13 protein-coding genes and 2 tRNA genes are annotated in these 16,402 nt (G+C 69.9%); 5 read left to right on the top strand and 10 right to left on the bottom strand.

Annotated elements, in window-relative coordinates; all coding sequences use genetic code 11:
* Positions 1–529 precede the first annotated feature (529 nt).
* The gene (locus tag ACGF3C_RS10830; RefSeq protein WP_357208127.1) at positions 530–754 is read left to right on the top strand and encodes a hypothetical protein; all 225 of its coding nucleotides are present in this window, start codon (positions 530–532) and stop codon (positions 752–754) included.
* Positions 755–815: 61 nt separating this feature from the next.
* On the opposite strand, the gene ACGF3C_RS10825 is transcribed toward ACGF3C_RS10830, so the two are convergent.
* From ACGF3C_RS10825 to ACGF3C_RS10800, 6 genes are all read right to left on the bottom strand, one after another.
* Complete coding sequence (locus ACGF3C_RS10825; protein WP_393220703.1) at positions 816–1,613, bottom strand: carbon-nitrogen hydrolase family protein; 798 nt, start codon at positions 1,611–1,613, stop codon at positions 816–818.
* A 139-nt stretch (positions 1,614–1,752) separates the two neighbouring features.
* Positions 1,753–3,048: an ATP-dependent Clp protease ATP-binding subunit ClpX gene (gene clpX, locus ACGF3C_RS10820; protein WP_355010117.1), complete on the bottom strand. Its 1,296-nt coding sequence runs from the start codon at positions 3,046–3,048 to the stop codon at positions 1,753–1,755.
* Between the two features lie 210 nt (positions 3,049–3,258).
* The gene (locus ACGF3C_RS10815) at positions 3,259–3,921 is read right to left on the bottom strand and encodes an ATP-dependent Clp protease proteolytic subunit (protein ID WP_030333536.1); all 663 of its coding nucleotides are present in this window, start codon (positions 3,919–3,921) and stop codon (positions 3,259–3,261) included.
* A 10-nt stretch (positions 3,922–3,931) separates the two neighbouring features.
* Positions 3,932–4,573 (bottom strand): ATP-dependent Clp protease proteolytic subunit, encoded by a 642-nt coding sequence (locus ACGF3C_RS10810; protein ID WP_007464111.1) that lies wholly within the window; start codon positions 4,571–4,573, stop codon positions 3,932–3,934.
* Positions 4,574–4,820: 247 nt separating this feature from the next.
* Complete coding sequence (tig, locus tag ACGF3C_RS10805; protein WP_357232811.1) at positions 4,821–6,167, bottom strand: trigger factor; 1,347 nt, start codon at positions 6,165–6,167, stop codon at positions 4,821–4,823.
* Between the two features lie 138 nt (positions 6,168–6,305).
* Positions 6,306–6,379 (bottom strand) — tRNA-Pro (locus tag ACGF3C_RS10800).
* Positions 6,380–6,680: 301 nt separating this feature from the next.
* Between ACGF3C_RS10800 and ACGF3C_RS10795 the strand changes: the two genes are divergently transcribed.
* A tRNA-Gly gene (locus ACGF3C_RS10795) sits at positions 6,681–6,754 on the top strand.
* A 69-nt stretch (positions 6,755–6,823) separates the two neighbouring features.
* Here the strand turns inward: ACGF3C_RS10795 and ACGF3C_RS10790 are convergent.
* Positions 6,824–7,654 (bottom strand): hypothetical protein, encoded by an 831-nt coding sequence (locus ACGF3C_RS10790; protein WP_393220698.1) that lies wholly within the window; start codon positions 7,652–7,654, stop codon positions 6,824–6,826.
* Positions 7,651–8,160, bottom strand: coding sequence for a SigE family RNA polymerase sigma factor (locus ACGF3C_RS10785; RefSeq protein ID WP_393220695.1), 510 nt, complete (start codon positions 8,158–8,160; stop codon positions 7,651–7,653). Before ACGF3C_RS10785 ends, ACGF3C_RS10790 begins: the two co-directional genes overlap by 4 nt.
* Before the next feature lie 353 nt (positions 8,161–8,513).
* Between ACGF3C_RS10785 and ACGF3C_RS10780 the strand changes: the two genes are divergently transcribed.
* From ACGF3C_RS10780 to ACGF3C_RS10770, 3 genes are all read left to right on the top strand, one after another.
* Positions 8,514–10,655 (top strand): M14 family zinc carboxypeptidase, encoded by a 2,142-nt coding sequence (locus ACGF3C_RS10780; protein ID WP_357232817.1) that lies wholly within the window; start codon positions 8,514–8,516, stop codon positions 10,653–10,655.
* 144 nt (positions 10,656–10,799) lie between these two features.
* Positions 10,800–10,994 (top strand): hypothetical protein, encoded by a 195-nt coding sequence (locus ACGF3C_RS10775; RefSeq protein WP_357206533.1) that lies wholly within the window; start codon positions 10,800–10,802, stop codon positions 10,992–10,994.
* Between the two features lie 86 nt (positions 10,995–11,080).
* Positions 11,081–12,181: an aKG-HExxH-type peptide beta-hydroxylase gene (locus ACGF3C_RS10770; protein ID WP_393220690.1), complete on the top strand. Its 1,101-nt coding sequence runs from the start codon at positions 11,081–11,083 to the stop codon at positions 12,179–12,181.
* 25 nt (positions 12,182–12,206) lie between these two features.
* Here ACGF3C_RS10770 and fxsT read toward each other — a convergent pair whose 3' ends face one another.
* Positions 12,207–15,416 carry an FxSxx-COOH system tetratricopeptide repeat protein gene (fxsT, locus tag ACGF3C_RS10765; RefSeq protein WP_393220687.1) on the bottom strand — a complete coding sequence of 1,070 codons (3,210 nt, stop codon included), beginning with the start codon at positions 15,414–15,416 and terminating at the stop codon, positions 12,207–12,209.
* Complete coding sequence (locus ACGF3C_RS10760) at positions 15,413–16,387, bottom strand: trypsin-like peptidase domain-containing protein (protein WP_357234232.1); 975 nt, start codon at positions 16,385–16,387, stop codon at positions 15,413–15,415. The genes fxsT and ACGF3C_RS10760 overlap by 4 nt, the downstream gene beginning before the upstream one ends.
* Positions 16,388–16,402: the final 15 nt, after the last annotated feature.

Genomic DNA, 16,402 nt, shown 5'->3' with positions numbered 1-16,402 from the left:
GCACCCCGCGCTTTCAGCGCCAGGCACTTTTACTACGTTACCCGCTCGTTTCCGCCCTGTCAAACCGATATTTCGCGGTTCGTCATGCTTCAACCCGATAACACGGATAGTCTTGCTTGCTCGAGTCCACGATGACGCACGTCGTCACCGACGTTCGTTTCTGTCGTGGGAAGCCGCAGACCGGCCGATCGCCGCTTCGCGGCTCTCCGCCCGGCTCCTGCCGGCTTCGAAACTCTACCCGGTCGGCTTCGCGTTCGCAACCCCGTTTCCGGAGTGTTCCGCACCGCCCGATCCTCAGTCCCGCTCGGCGTTCCCGCCACGAGCCTGGCGCCCGTTCTCGGCCGGTTTGTCCGGCCTCCCCCGTGCAGAGAGAAAGTTACGCGGACGGCCCGGAGAAGGCAAATCAGGGTTCATCACTGGTTCGGACGAAGAGCGCCCGCCGGTTCCTGGCGCCGCCGAGCTGCCAGCAACCTCGACTCCCCGACACAGCCGAGGACGCGGGCCACCTCGACGTGCCAGAGTGTCAATCATGGATGAGTCCGGGCACGGCACCAGGGTGTTCGCCGAGCAGGCGCTGCTCGGCCTCATCGGGCCGTTCTGGCAGGTGGTGATCGGCGCGGTCGTGCTGGTCGTGCTTGTGCTCTCGGTGGGACGGCTGGCCCGACGGGGCAGGTCCCGGATGACCACGGCGCTGCTGGTCACCGCTGCGGCCATCGCCGGGTTCGCGGTGATCGGCGTTCTGCTGGAGGGTTGAGGTTCCGAGCCGGCGTCTGGCCCGCCGCACACCTCGGAGCCGCGGTTGGCCAGGCTGAGCCTCAGAGCCGGCGGTTGGCCAGGCTGGGCAGCTCGGCGCGGATCGTGTCGAGCCGCTCCAGGTCCAGGTCGACGACGGAGACCCCCGGGCCGTCCGGCACCTGGCCGATGACCGTCCCCCACGGGTCGACCACCATGCTGCGCCCGAAGCAGGTGCGACCTGGCTCGTGGTCGCCGGTCTGACCGGCCGCCGCCACGAAACACTGGTTCTCGATCGCCCTGGCCCGCAGCAGGACCTCCCAGTGGTCCCGGCCGGTGTGCATCATGAACGCGGCCGGAACCACGAGCAGCTGCGCGCCGCCATCGGACGCGAGCAGCCGGTAGAGCTCCGGGAAGCGCAGGTCGTAGCAGATCGACAGGCCGACCCGTAGCCCCTCGACGTCAACGACCACGGGTTGGGCCCCGGGCGCGACACTTGTCGACTCCCGGTAGGAGACCCGACCGGGGATCTCCACGTCGTACAGGTGGATCTTGCGATAGCTCGCGGCCAGACTGCCGGAACGGTCGAAGACCAGCGAGGTGTTCCACGTGTGGTCCGGGTCCGGACCCGCCTCATGGAACGAACCGGCCACCACCCAGATCCCGAGCCGCCTGGCCACCCCGGCGAAGAAGCTGCCCACCTCCCCGTCGACCGGCTCCGGTTCGGGCAGCCCAGCGGCAGGACCCAGGTAGTCGACGTACTCGGGAAGGACGGCGAGATCCGCGCCCCCGGCGGCGGCGCGCTCCAGCAGGGCCTCAGCGGCCGCCAGATTTGCCTTACGGTCGTCCCGGGCGTTCAGCTGGCAGACGGCGACACGCATGAGCACAGGGTACGGCTGGAGGGCCGTTCACGGACAGCGCCACGGCCTGACCGGCACGGGCGGTGGTCACTGGCGAACGGCGCCGAACACGATCACGCCGGCCGCTCAGGTTCGAACGGCCGGCGGGACGCGGAAAGGATCAGGCGGACTTGTCTTCGCGGTCGCGCCGAGCCCGGCGCCCGGTGAACTCACGCGGCACGATGGTCGGGTTGACGTTCTCCAGGACAACCTCGCGGGTGATCAGCACGCGGGCGGCGTCGGGGTTGCTCGGCACCTCGTACATCGCGGAGAGCAGAACCTCCTCGATGATGGCCCGTAGACCACGTGCACCGGTGCCCCGGAGCATCGCCTGATCGGCGATGGCTTCCAGCGCCGGCTCGTCGAACTCGAGCTCGACACCGTCAAGCTCGAACAGACGCTGGTATTGCCGGACCAGGGCGTTGCGCGGCTCGGTGAGGATCCGAACGAGGGCGCTGCGGTCCAGGCTGCGAACGTTGGTGATGACAGGTAGCCGGCCGACGAACTCGGGGATCAACCCGAACTTGAGCATGTCTTCCGGCATGACCTGGCTGAAGATGTCGTCGGTAGACCGCTCGGAGACCGACCGGAGCCGGGCGCCGAAGCCGGTGCCGCCCTGCCCGGTGCGGGACTCGATGATCTGGTCGAGGCCGGCGAACGCCCCACCACAGATGAACAGCACGTTAGTGGTGTCGATCTGAATGAACTCCTGGTGTGGGTGCTTACGGCCACCCTGCGGCGGCACGTTGGCCACCGTGCCCTCGAGCATCTTGAGCAGCGCCTGCTGCACGCCCTCACCGGAGACGTCCCGGGTGATCGACGGATTCTCCGACTTGCGGGCGATCTTGTCGACCTCGTCGATGTAGATGATGCCGGTCTCGGCGCGCTTGATGTCGTAGTCGGCGGCCTGGATCAGCTTGAGGAGGATGTTCTCCACGTCCTCGCCCACGTAGCCCGCCTCGGTCAGCGCGGTGGCGTCGGCGATGGCGAACGGGACGTTCAACATCCGGGCGAGGGTCTGCGCCAGGTGCGTCTTGCCGCACCCCGTCGGGCCGAGCAGCAGGATGTTGGACTTGGCCAGCTCGACGGCGTCACTGCCGGAGCCCGGCGCGCCAGCCGCCTCGGCCTGGATCCGCTTGTAGTGGTTGTAGACCGCTACGGCGAGCGCCTTCTTGGCCTGATCCTGACCCACGACGTAGGTGTCGAGGAACTGGCAGATCTCCATCGGCTTGGGAAGCTCTTCCCACTTCACCTCGCCGGACTCGGCCAGCTCCTCTTCGATGATCTCGTTGCAGAGATCGATGCACTCGTCGCAGATGTAGACCCCTGGGCCCGCGATGAGCTTCTTGACCTGCTTCTGCGACTTGCCGCAGAAGGAGCATTTCAGTAGGTCGCCGCCGTCACCGATCCGTGCCACCTACGTTCTCCCTGCACTCATCGGCCGGAGACCCGGCCCTGACCTGCGGACGTTGCACGCCGCCCGGTTTGGTTCGCGCCGCCGGCACAGCCGGCGAAGCGGTACGGACCCGACGTTACCCGCTGGCGGGGCATTCTCCGACCCCCAAAACGGGTGTGTCAGAGGTCGGCCGGGAACGAAAGCCCCGGCCAACCTCTGACCCGGTACGGCTCAGCGGGCGGCGTTGGCCGCCAGCAAACCCTTCTTGCGGCTGGTCAGGATCGTGTCGACCAGCCCGTACTCCTTGGACTCCTCGGCCGTCATGATCTTGTCACGGTCGATGTCCTTGCGAACCTGCTCGATCGGGCGGTTGCAGTGGCGGGACAGCATGTCCTCCAGCTGCGTACGCATCCGCAGGATCTCCCGGGCCTGGATCTCGATGTCCGAGCCCTGCCCGTAGCCGCCCTCGGTGGCCGGCTGGTGGATGATGATCCGCGAGTTCGGCAGGGCCATCCGCTTACCCGGAGTGCCCGCCGAGAGCAGCACCGCCGCCGCGCTCGCCGCCTGCCCGAGGCAGACCGTCGAGATGTCCGGACGGACGTACTGCATGGTGTCGTAGATCGCCGTCATGGCGGTGAACGAACCACCCGGCGAGTTGATGTACATGATGATGTCGCGGTCCGGGTCGGTGCCCTCGAGCGTCAGCAGCTGGGCCATCACGTCGTTGGCCGACGCGTCGTCCACCTGGACGCCGAGGAAGATGATCCGGTCCTCGAAGAGCTTGTTGTACGGGTTCGACTCCTTGACCCCGTACGACGTGCGCTCGACGAACGACGGCAGCACGTAGCGGTTGTGCACGGCCGCGAACTGGGGCGGCAGGCTCAGATCGGTCATCGTCAGCTCCTCAGCTCAGGGTCCCGGCGCCATCCGGAACCTGTGCGGCCCCGATGATCACCTTGTCGATGAAGCCGTAGTCCATGGCCTCCTGGGCGGTGAACCAACGGTCCCGGTCCGAGTCGGCCTCGATCTGCGACTGGCTCTGGCCGGTGTGGTGCGCGACCCGCTCCTGGAACATCCGCTTCGTGTAGAGCATCTGCTCCGCCTGGATGGCGATGTCGGACGCCGTGCCGCCCAGACCACCGGACGGCTGGTGCATCATGATCCGTGCGTGGGGCAGGGCGTACCGCTTGCCCTTGGTGCCCGCGCAGAGCAGCAGCTGACCCATCGAGGCAGCCATGCCCATCGCCACGGTCGACACGTCGTTGTCGATGAACTGCATGGTGTCGTAGATCGCCATGCCGGAGTAGACCGAGCCACCCGGCGAGTTGATCCACAGGTTGATGTCGCGGTCCGGGTCCTCCGCGGCGAGCAGCAGCAGCTGCGCGCAGATGCGGTTGGCGACCTGGTCGGTCACCTCACTGCCCAGGAAGATGATGCGTTCCTTGAGCAACCGGTTGTAGACCGAGTCGTCGAGGTTGCCAATGGAGTCGCCACCGCGCGCGTCAATCGCCCGGAGCGACTTCTTGGGGATGTGCATGTCGGTCATGGCAGCCCTTCGCTCTCCGTACCGTCTTTCCCGACACTAACCGCTGTGCGGGGCGGCAGAGTCCCGGTCGGGGCAGTGTTCGCTCTCAGCGCAGCTGTGTCGGGCGTACCCGCGGCGCGGGCTTCCGGGCGTACCCGGCAGTGCTTGCTGCCCGGGCGGACCCGGCAGTGCCTGCTGTCCGGGCGGACCCGGGAGGGAAACGGCCGCCGTCCGCCGCTGAGCGGTGGACGGCGGCCGCACCCGACGATCAGTGGTCGTGGTTGTGCTCCGCCTCGTTGGCGGCGCGCAGCGCGTCGAGGGTGATCCCGTTGCCGGCCGAGTCCTTGATCGTGATCTTCTCCATGACGGCCGCGAGCGCCTTGCCCCGCCGCACGTCGCCGAAGACAGCGGCGGCCGCGCCGGAGCGCACCAGCTGGTCGTAGTACTGCTGCGGGGCCATCCCGGCACGCTGCGCCCGGTGCACGATCTCGTGCCCGAACTCGTCGTCGGAGACCTGCACGTCCTCCGCGTCGGCCAGCGTGTCCAGCAGGAGCTGGACCTTGACGCCCTCGGTCGCCGCCTCGGTCAGCTCGGCGTCGATCTGCTCCTCGGTCTTGTCCTCGGCCGCGAGGTACTCCTCCATCGAGGCGCCGATCCGCTCCAGCTGGTCGACCATCGCCTGCTTGCGGCTGTCGACCTCCTCGCGGACGACACCCTCCGGGGCCGGGATGTCGGCGGCCTCGACGAGCTGGGCCAGGGCCTTGTCCCGAGCGGCGTAGATCTGCTCGACCTGCTTGCCCTGGGTGACCCGGTCGCGCAGGTCGCCGCGCAGCTCCTCGATCGTGTCGAACTCGCTCGCCATCTGGGCGAACTCGTCGTTCAGCTCCGGCAGCTCCTTCTCCTTGACCGTGCGCACGGTCACCGCCACGTCGGCGTCCCGACCGGCGAAGTCGCCGCCGACCAGCTGGGTGGTGAAGGTGGTGTCGTCACCGGCGGCGAGGCCGACCACGGCCTCGTCCAGGCCCGGCAGGAGCTGCTTGCTGCCCACCTCGTGGGAGATGTTGCTCGCCTGGCCGCCCGGCACGTCCTCGCCGTCGACGGTGGCGTTCAGGTCGATCTGGACGTAGTCGCCCTCGGCGGCGGCCCGCTCGACGGTCTTGAGGGTCGCGAAACGCTCCCGCAGGTTCTTCACCTGCTCGTCGATCTCGCTCTCGTCGATCTGCAGCTCGTCGACGGTCACCTCGATGGTGCTCGCGTCCGGGATGGTGATCTCCGGGCGGACGTCGACCTCGGCCGTGAAGTTCAGCGAGTCACCGTCGTTGAACTCGGTGATCTCGACCTCCGGGCGCCCCAGCGTCTTCAGGTCGTGCTCGCGAACCGCGGCGAGGATGTTCTCCGGGATGGCCTCCTGGACCGCCTCGTTGAGGACGGTGCCCCGGCCCACCCGCTGGTCGATCACCGCGGTCGGCACCTTGCCCCGGCGGAAGCCCGGAACCTGGACCTGCGAACCGATCTCCCGGTACGCCTTCTTGAGGCTCGGCTCGAGCTCGACGAACGGCACCTCGATGGCGAGCCGCACGCGCGTCGGGCTCAGAGTCTCGACGGTGCTCTTCACAGGCGTACTCCTTGACGGATCTCAGTTGAGTCTGGGCGTGATTCAGCCCATCGAGTGTAGGCGAGCCGGCCTGACGCTCCGGCATCGCCCGGGAGCCGCACTGGGCGGCACCCGGGGCGGCCCGGCCGCGGACGACAGTCGGGGTGGCGGGATTTGAACCCACGGCCCCTCGCTCCCAAAGCGAGTGCGCTACCAAGCTGCGCCACACCCCGTGGCGACGTGCAGTCTATGCCGTCGCCACGCCTCAGTCGGTGCCGGGGCATCCCCCAGGCGGACACAACACCCGAAAATTACCATCAGCCCCCACTCCCGTACCGCCAAGATCCGCACAACGTCACGGATGTGGTGGTCTCCACGGGCGGCGAGGCCACTACATCCCGGACGTTGCGCGGATCTTGGGTCGCGGTGCCGCCGGATCGCGGACGACGCGACGCCGCGGGGCGGTGACGCGGTTACGCGTCGGGCAACAGCATTGGGTACGCTAGGGGCGCGTCCCGTTTCGGCGGGATGCACGCGGGCGTAGCTCAATGGTAGAGCTTCAGTCTTCCAAACTGACTACGCGAGTTCGATTCTCGTCGCCCGCTCCACGCACGAAGGCCCAGGTGGCCCGCACGGTGGCGGCACCTGGGCCCACTCGGCGAGGCCGAGTCGCCGTGTCACTTCAGGTGGAACCGTTCGTCTGCCGCGAGGGCAGCCAACTGCGGCACGGAGAACGGCAGCTTCGTCAACCCCGGCCGGCTCTCGTCCAGCCGCGCGGCCTGCGCCACGAATACCACCACGCCGTCCGGGTGCCGGTACGCCGACCACTGGTCGAGCCGATCGTCGTCGGTCGGTCGGACCACCACGCCGACCCGCACGGCGCCGACGGTCTCGACCTGGCACTCGCCCCGCATGCTCCAGAACGTCTGGGCCAGGTCGCACGGCTCGGTCGGCAGCGGGTTGCCGGCAGCGTGCACCTCGACGATCACGCGCCCGGTGCCCTCACCCTGGGCCACTGCCACCGAGGACGAATAGCTCCACACGTCGACGCCGTCCACCTTGTCCTCGAACTGCGCCTGGTGGGTCCGCAGCGTCCGCTCCTCGGCGGACTGGTTCGGCGGGTCCTCCGGCGTGCTGTAGCCGGAGGGTATGACCGAGACGGCCTCGGTGAGCAGGTGAACCCCCTGGTCGTACTTGGACCCGGCCCGCGCGGTCCGATCCTCCTGCGGTTGCCCGTTCGGCCCGGTCGGCCACGGTTCCTTGGTGTCCGGAGAAGCCAGTGGCCCCTGGCCCGCCGGCCGGTAGACGTGGCCGTCCGGGGTGGCGACGGCCGCGAAGCCGGTGACGGCCAGCACGACAGCCGCCGAACCGAGGGACGCCAACAGCGCCCGTCGGCGGAATTGCGTCCGCCGTGCCGCGCCGAGCGCGGCTGTCGTACTCAATGGTGGTGGCGGGGTTGTCTCCGCCATCTCGCTGCGCAGCCCCTCGCGCAACTCCTGCTCGTTCATCGCTCCCCCATCTCGATCCCGCTGTAGGTGGGTGTCAGGAGGCCGCGCAAGGTCTCGAGCCCGCGTGCCGCCTGGCTCTTCACCGTCCCCGGAGAACACTCCAGCAACGCCGCGACGTCCTCGATCGACAGGTCCTCCCAGTACCGGAGAACCAGCACGGCCCGCTGACGCGGTGCCACCTGGGCCAGCGCCTGCAGCAGCACCAGTCGGCTCTCCGGCGAGTCGGACGGGGCCGCCTGCTCGGCGTCCTCGCCACCCACCCGTTCACGCCGCCACCAGCCGCGGCGGCGCTCGTCGAGGAAGGTCCGGATCAGGATCTGGCGCACGTAGCTGTCGAGCACCTCATGCCGCGAGATCCGGTTCCAGACCCGGTAGAGCTTGACGAACGTGGTCTGGACCAGGTCTTCGGCACGGTGCCAGTCGCCGCACAGCAGGTACGCGGTGCCGCGCATGGCACCGGACCGTGCCGTGAAGTACTCGGCGAACGCCTCGTCACGATCGCTCATTCAGGCCTCCGATCCCCGTTTCGAGTTAGTCACGCGGGGTCTGGCTCAGAGGGTTGCTCCGGAACTCGCGCAGATGTCACCGGGATCAACGCCGAACGACGTCCGGGGGCTACAAGCGTGGCCAACGGTCACCAACGCTGCCGGTCCGGCTCGGTCCCGATCGTCATCTTCGGCGGCCCGGTTCCGACTGTTCGAGGCAGGTGCGAGAACAAGCAGGACATCTGACCCGAGGCCGAACGCGCTCAGGTCCGGTCACCCTCGCCGCAGGGGCGAGGCGCCCCGCTTCTTGACAGGTGTCGATCTGTGCACTGGTGTAAGGACCAGACACATCGACGTCCGTCACAGGAGGGCACATGATCGTCCGACGACGGTGGACAGCTGCCGCCACCACAGTGATCCTGTTCAGCGCAGTGTTGTCCCATCCGGCTTCCGGCGCGGCCGCACCCGCCACCCCGATCTCCCTGAGCGCCACCGAAACCGCAGTGGTACGGGTTCAGCTCCGCGATCAGGCCCAGCTGGACCGGCTCGTCGCCACCGGCGCGGACCTGGCCAACCGGCCCCGGACGCGGGACGGCCGGATCATCGCCGACCTGGTGCTCAGCGGCACGCAGCTCGGCGAACTGACCGCGCAGGGCGCGACGGCCGTGCAGGTCGTGCAGCGCGCCGGGGACGGTAACCGGCACTACACCGACAGCGTCCGCGCGGCCCAGGCCCGCACCGCCGCCGGGCTGCGCGCTCCGGCCGCGGGTCAGCGGTCCACCGCCAGCGCCACTGCCGTGGACACCCTCCAGGTGCAGCAGGCGTACTGGTGGACCACGACCGGACAGACCTTCCTGCAGGCCCAGGTGGCCACCACCGCCACCGACGACCCGGACGTGGAGATCACCGTCAGTTGGCGTACGGCGGACGGCGCCACCGGCTCGTTCCCGCTGTACCGGTTCGAGGACTCCGGTGAGTACCAGTACCACTACGCGCTCCCCCAGCCGGTGCCGAGCCGGCCGGTTCAGCTGAGCGCCACCTCCAGCCTCGGCGGGGTCAGCAGGGCGATCACCCCGACGCTCTGGCCGAACGCCTCCCCGCCGCCGCTGCCAGCCGGCTACCAGAAGGACTTCATCGACGCGTACCTGACGCCGGTGGACATCCAGGCGCGGATCAAGCGGCTGGCCCGCCAGTACCGGGACCTGGTGGACGTGATCGACCTGCCGAACAGGACCCAGGGATACAGACGCAACGCCGCCGGCTACCTGGGCGACCCGGCGGTGGCCGCCCTGGTCGTCGAGTCGGTCCGCTTCGGCGACCAGAACATGAACGGCGTACAGGTGCGGACTGTCGACCCGGGCCGGGCGAACCGCCCCCTGACCGTCGGCTACCGCGACCGCGTCCTCACCGTGTCACTGGCCACCGACACCGCCGGCAAGACGGTGAGCACCACCGACGAGGTCGCGGCGGCGATCAACGCCCGTCAGCCGGACCGGTTCCGGGCCACCGTCGAGGACGGCTCGGCCGGGCTGCCGATGCCCGTCGCCGGCCCCACCCGGCTCGACGACGGCCTCCAGGGCACCGAGGTGCCGGCACGGCCGTGGACGGTGCAGGCGCTGCGCCTCGGCGTACATCGGGACGGCTCCCGGGTCGGGGTGCTCGCGTACTCCCAGGAACACGCCCGGGAGTGGGCCACCCCGCTGGTGACGCTGGAGTTCGCCGAGCGGATGCTGGCCAACGCCCGGACCGACCCGGCCACCCGTGAGCTGCTGGAGCAGGTCGACATCTTCGTCATCCCGGTGGTCAACCCGGACGGGGCGAACTACTCGTTCAACGACTACAACTTCCAGCGCAAGAACCTGGTCAACCACTGCGAGGGATCGGCACGGGACCCGAAGTACCGCACCTCGTGGGGCGTCGACGTCAACCGCAACTACACCGTCGGGTCGTACTTCGACGGCTACGTGGGGGCCAGCGCGAACTGCCTCTCCGGCAACTACGCCGGCACGGCGGAGCTGTCCGAGGCGGAGAGCGGCAACGTCATCGCGTTGGCCAAGGCCCACCAGAACATCAAGTTCGCGATGAACGTGCACTCCTACGGCGGGTACTTCATGTGGCCGCCGGGGGCGTACCGGGCCGACGGCAGGGTCACCCTGCCTCGACCGTCGATCGACGAGTCGACGCTGTTCCTCAACAGCGCCCGGCGGATCGTCGGCGCCATCGCCCAGGAGCGCGGCACCGTCACCTGGCCGTCGCAGACCGGACCGGTCGCCGACGTGCTCTACTCCGCAGCCGGCAACTCGGCCGACCAGCTCTACTACGAGCTGGGCATCTTCGCCTGGGACTTCGAGGTCGGCAACGACCTGTGGAACCCGGCGACCAACCAGTGGGAGGGTGTCGGCTTCCAGCCGCCGTTCGACGAGGCGCACGGCGAATCCCAGGAGTACGCCGGCGGGCTGGTGGAGATGGTCCGGGTGGCCCGCGACTACGCCGCCGCCGAGGCCGCCGCCGGCTGACCCGCGGGTCCCGTACCGCCGCCGGCAGCAGCCGGCGGCGGTACGGCCCATGACGCGACCCGCGGTGACGGACGGTAAGCCGATGGTGATCACAGACGTTGACGTGTTTTCATGTCAACACGCCTGCGCCGACCCGGGACATCGATGACTGAGCAACCCGCACCTGATCACCTCGTTGTGGTCGACGTGTTGACGCAGGGTCTGAGCCACCTGCTACGCGACGAGGATCCGGAACTGGCCCGATGGATCGAGGAACTGGTCGCGACACTGAAGAGTCCCCGGCAGACGACGCTGACCGGCTGGAACAGCTTCCTCGACCCCGGCGCCGACTCCAGCTGACCCGCTCCGAGTTCACCCGCCTGGCCGACGGTGGGGCTGGCCCGGCTGCCGTCCGCGCTCTGCGGCGCGCGCAACGCAACCGAACGATGCTCGTCCTCAAGAGCCTCGCCGACACCGACGACGCCTTGGCGGCGTCGGCGCACCTGCTCGGCCACGCCCACCGCCTCGACCCCGCCGCCGCGAACGTGCTGCTCGACCACCCGTGGCTGGCCGTCTGGGCGATCGATCGGGTCCGGCACGGTGCCACCGGCCGACCCGACTACCTTCCGTTCGCGGCGCTCGCGGCGGCCGCCCTCGGCGGGCGGTCGGACGTGGCGGTGCAGGTCACGCCGCGTGCGGGTCTGGTGCCGGTGCCGGGCCTCGGGGTGCTGCGTCGACACGGTGGCAGCACGACGGTGACGCCGGCCGACCTGACCGGGCGCCGGTGGACGCCCACCCGCTGGTGGCGCTTCACCGACCAGTCGGTCACCCTCGACCTCCGCGTCGACGACCTGGACCCCTACCGCGACTGCTTCGGGCTGCCGGTCGCCGCCCGGCTCTCCGCGCCGCAGGCCGCGGAGCTGGAACGGTCCGTCGGGCACGCCTGGCGCCTGCTCGTCGGGTACGCCCCGACGCACGCCGCCGAGGTGGCCGCCGGGATCAGCACCTTCGTACCGTTGGCCGACGGCACCGAACGTGGGCACAGTGTCACGCACGCCGACGCCTTCGGGGCGTTGGCCGCCGACGCCAACCTCGACCCGGTCGATCTGGCCGTGACCATGGTGCACGAGCTGCAACACAGCAAACTCAACGCTGTCCTCGGCCTGGTCCAGCTGCACGAACCCGCCGACCCGGAGCGGTACTTCGCGCCCTGGCGTCCTGACCCGCGTCCGATCGGCGGGCTGCTGCACGGCACCTACGCGTTCACCGCCGTCGCCGAGGTGTGGGCCGCGCTGCGCGCCCATCCGGAGCTGGCGGCCCAGGCCACCGCGCGGTTCGCTGTGGTACGCGCTCAGTTGCAGCGCGCCCTGGTCGAGCTCGCCCGGGCCGGAAGTCTCACCTCGGCCGGGCGGCTCTGGGCAGATTGCCTGGCCGAACGGATCGGCCGACTGGCCGCGGTGCCGGTCCCGGCGTCCGCCGACGCCGCCGGGCGGTGGGAGGTGGCGCAGGCCGAGCGTGCCCGCCGACCGACGATCCCCACCGGATGAACGGCCGCCACCGGTGGGTGCGGCGTCAGGTCAGCCCAACGGTCTCGATGTCGCACTCGATGCGCCGTTGACCGCGCGCGGCGTCCACCTCCGGGTGGTCCGGCCCGAACAACGCCTCCAGCGCCGCGGCAGCCTCGTCGAGCAGCTCGCGGCCCCGAGCCTCCTCGCCCACCTCGATCAGGTCGACCGACGCGTTAACCGCACAGTAGAGCGTGTACGGATGCCCCGGCCCACGCAGGCGACGGGAGTCCTCGAGGATCGCCTCGGAGAGCACCTGCGCCTGCTCCAGCCGGTGTGACCGGACCAGGTTGATCGCCTGCGCGGAGCGCGCGCTCAGCAGGTACGGATGGGTGGGCGGCAACGATTCGCCCATTGCCTGCAAAGTGGCCGCACCCAACTCCCGCGCCTCCCGGTCGAAGTTGCGAGCCCGCAGGATCACCCCGAGGTTGACAGCAGCGCAGAGCGTGACCGGATGCCGCTCCCCGAAGACGGCTCGGAAGGTGGCGTGCCCCTGGGCGGCCAGGGCGTACGCCTGGGTCGCGTCGCCCGCCGCGCGCATGGCGTTGGCGCAGGTCATGCCCGCCTCCGCGGCCAGCACGTGATCGGTCCCGAAGCGGCGGGTCACCAGCCGGTAGTTGGCCGCGCCCTCGGCCACGGCGGCGTCGAGCCGCCCGGTCTTGCGCAGGCAGGCGATGTGGATGCAGGTGGCGCGCAGCACGGTGAGGTGCTCCGCGCCCAGCAGCGACCGCTGCACCGGCAGGGAGCTGTCCAGCAGTTCCAGCGCGTCGGCGTACCGGCCCAGGAGGTAGAGGTCGCGGGCCTGGGCCTCCTGCGCCAGCACCAGTGAATAGGTGCCGTCCTCCGCGGCCGCACCGGCGTGCCGCGCCACTTCGAGGTTGAGCTCGTACGCCCCTTCGAAGTCACCGCTCAGGCGAAGGTTGATCGCCATCGAGTTCATCACCCGCAGCGTGCTCGGATGCCCGTCGCCGAGCACCCGGCGGTGCACGTCGAGGTTGCGGCCGTCCAGGTCGGCCGCCGCCGCGAAGTCGCCGAGGCGCCGCAGGTCCGCGCCGACGCTGTTCGCCGCGCCCAGTGTGTACTCGTGTTCCTCACCGAGGCTCGTCCGCATCCGTTCCAGCGCTTCGAGGCCGAACGTGGCCGCGCGCGGGTCGGCGAGCAGCCGCAGGGCGTCCGCGTACCGTCGCATCGCCAGCAGGGTCAGCGGATCGCCGCTGCGCTGGCCGTCCGGACCGGGCTGGTCCCAGGCGGCCAGGATCTCCTCCGCGAAGTCCCGACAGCCTTCGAAGTCACCCAGGTTGTAGATGTAGCGCAGCTGGTCCATCGCCGTCCGGCGGGCGTCGATGTCACCGTGGATCAGACCGGCGACACGGACGTGTGGCGCGATGTCGGCATGGCGGGGCCAGGTGCTCCGGTCGTCGGGGAAGCCCGGGTTGGCGGCGGCGAGCAGCCGGCGGGCGTTCGCCAGCGGGCTGTCGTCGCCCTGCTCGGCGAGCCCCTCCCGGATGACCGCCTGCACCAGTCGGTGCACCTGTACGTGCCGGCTGGCATTGTCCGCCTTGGCGAGCCCGAGCGACGCCAGTTGCCGGATGGCCCGGGCTATGTCGTTGCGCTCCTGGAGGCTGGTGCGCAGCGGTTCGTCCAACCCGGCGCGGCGCCCCTCCCAGAGCAGGCGCATCGGAACCGGGTCGGGGCTGAGGAAGGCGAGCAGCTGGATCAGCTGCGCGGCGGCCGGGTTCTGCTCGCGTACCGCGGCGAGCGCCATCGACACCACGGTCAACACGGTGCCCCGGTACTGCCGGGGTTGCCCCTCGCCCAGCAGCTCCCGAGCGTGTTCCTTGAGGTCGACGAGGTATTCGTCGACCGACGACAGCATGGTGAGCAGCCAACTGACGGCTTGTTCCAGGGCGAGTGGCAGGTCGCCGAGCTCGGCGGCGAGCCGGCGGGCGTCGTCGGGGCTGGTCGCGGGACGCCGCTTGAGCAGCAGTTCCACGCTCTCGGCTCGGGTGAACACGTCGACGTCCAGGGTCAGGGCGCTCGCCGACCAGGCCATGTTCCGTGACGTGACGAGGACGTGGCCGCGTTCGCCGACGAGGTTCGACGAGGGCATGAGCGGGGCCAGTTCGTGCGGGTCGTCGGCGTTGTCGTAGACCAGCAGCCAACTGAGCGAACTCGTCGACAGCGAGTCGAGGACCGTCCGCACGGTCTGCTCCAGGCTGGCGCTCGCGGCCAGGCCGAGCCGCTCGCCGAGGGCCGCGATCGAGGTACGCAGCGCAGTGAGGTCCTCCGCGGCCATCCACCAGATCAGCTGGTAACGGTCCGCGTACCGGTAGGCGAACTCGACAGCGAGCTGGGTCTTGCCGACCCCACCGACACCGCGCAGCGCCGCTTCCGGCAGCACCGAGGCCCGGTGCTGTGACGACAGCAGCTCGTCGAGCGCGACGAGCTGCTTTTCCCGGCCGGTGAAGTACAGGTTGCGCGGTGGGACGCCGCCCCGGATGAGAGTTCGGGATCGCTGGGGCGTCGTCTCCTCGATGATGATCGTCCTGCGCATGTCGGATTCAGGTTCCTCTCCACCGGCCTCGGCCGGTGCCGCCTGGTGCGGGGATCGTAGCGACGTCCAGTGCGTCTTCGCAGCCACGCGCAGATCGTCGAGGTCGGCGGTGGTGAGCCGAAGGGCCGCCGCCGCCTCCCGCAACCACTGCTCGAGCGGCTTGCTGTGCGACTCGATGCCGGCGAGGACCAGGCCCGCCAGCGCCACGACGGCCGGGACCTGCCAGTCACCCACCGGTTGCCAGCCGATGGCCTCCACCAGGTCGGGCAGGTCCTCCGCTGACAGCGGATGATCCGCGACTGCCGTGACTGCCGCGACGGCCCCGGTCAACACCTCGGGCGGGACGTCCGCGAGCAACTGCGCGAGGAGCCAGGAGAGGTAGATCTGCTGGGCGGAGGTGACCGCGCTGGCGCCCGGGTGGAAGTTGGCGATGACCTGCAACAGCATCGACACGCCCCGGGGCTCCTGGGCGCAGGCGCGCACGATGCGGTAGACGTCGTACCGGACCTCGGAGTGCCGGGGCACCGACAGTCGCTTGCGCAGCTCCCCCTCGACCTCGTCGAGGTAGAGCGAACGGGTGTTCCCGTCATTGATCGAACTCATCGAGAGCAGTGCGTCGCAGATGGCCTGCACCTGGGCGCTCGGCATCCGGGGCGTCGTCACCGATTGTCCTCCGTACCCGTCAGCAGACCGAGGCTCTCGGCAAGGTCACGGAAGGCCCGCAGTGGCGTACTCGCCGGCCCTTCCGTCAACAGCAGGACGCGATAGAGAGCTGCGATCCCGTCCTCGTATTCTAAGCCCGTCCGAATCAGGCCGAACATGTCGAGACCCAACGGCCCGAATGGATTCACCATCCGACTGATGTGCGGCGGCAGTGACTGAATGACCAATTGACGGCTGTCGGGGTGCCGGAGTACCGGGATTTCCTCCAGCAGTCGGGCCAACGCCATCTTCTGCGCGAATTGCAGCGGCGCGGGCGGCGGTCGGGGCGTCGCCCGGGCGACGGCCGTCAGCGGGCCGGGCGGCAACAGGGCAGGCGGCAACAGGCCGGGCGGCAACAGGGCGCGCCACTGCCCGACGGGCGACATCCAGCCGACCAGCTGCTGGCCGACGCTCGCGCGGGCCAGCACCATGCCCACCACGGCGCCATCCGGCGCGTACACCCCGGAACCGCTGAACCCCCTGTCGATTCCGGCCGTGGCAGGGGAAAGTCGGTCGAGTTGACGCCATCCGGTGCCGACGTCGACCGGACCGACGGCCCGCGCCAGCACCATGACGGACGCCGGGGTGTTGGCCGGAAAGCCCACGATCCGCACGTCGAACTCGTCGTCGCCACGATCGGCAAGGGTGGCGGGGGCGGATGGCAGCGGTGTGGCGCAGCGCAGGACCGCCAGGTCGCCGTCGCCGGCCGGGCCGACACCCCGGGACCAGGTCACCTCGGCGGCGACCCGGGTGCCGGGGTGACTCGGTGTGTCGACGAGCACCCCGGCCGGGCCCGTCCCGGTGCCGTCATCGACGACATGCCAGCAGGTCAGCACCAGGTCAGCGGTCAACTGGATGCCCGCGCCGACGACCGACGAGGAGTGGCCACCGAGTATCCGCACCCGGCCGGTGAGCGACCGGGTGCCGGTCATCCGTGCTCCGCCAAC

It is taken from the genome of Micromonospora sp. NPDC047762 (genome assembly GCF_043204655.1).
Lineage (GTDB): Bacteria > Actinomycetota > Actinomycetes > Mycobacteriales > Micromonosporaceae > Micromonospora.
This window is presented reverse-complemented; position numbering and strand designations above follow the sequence as displayed.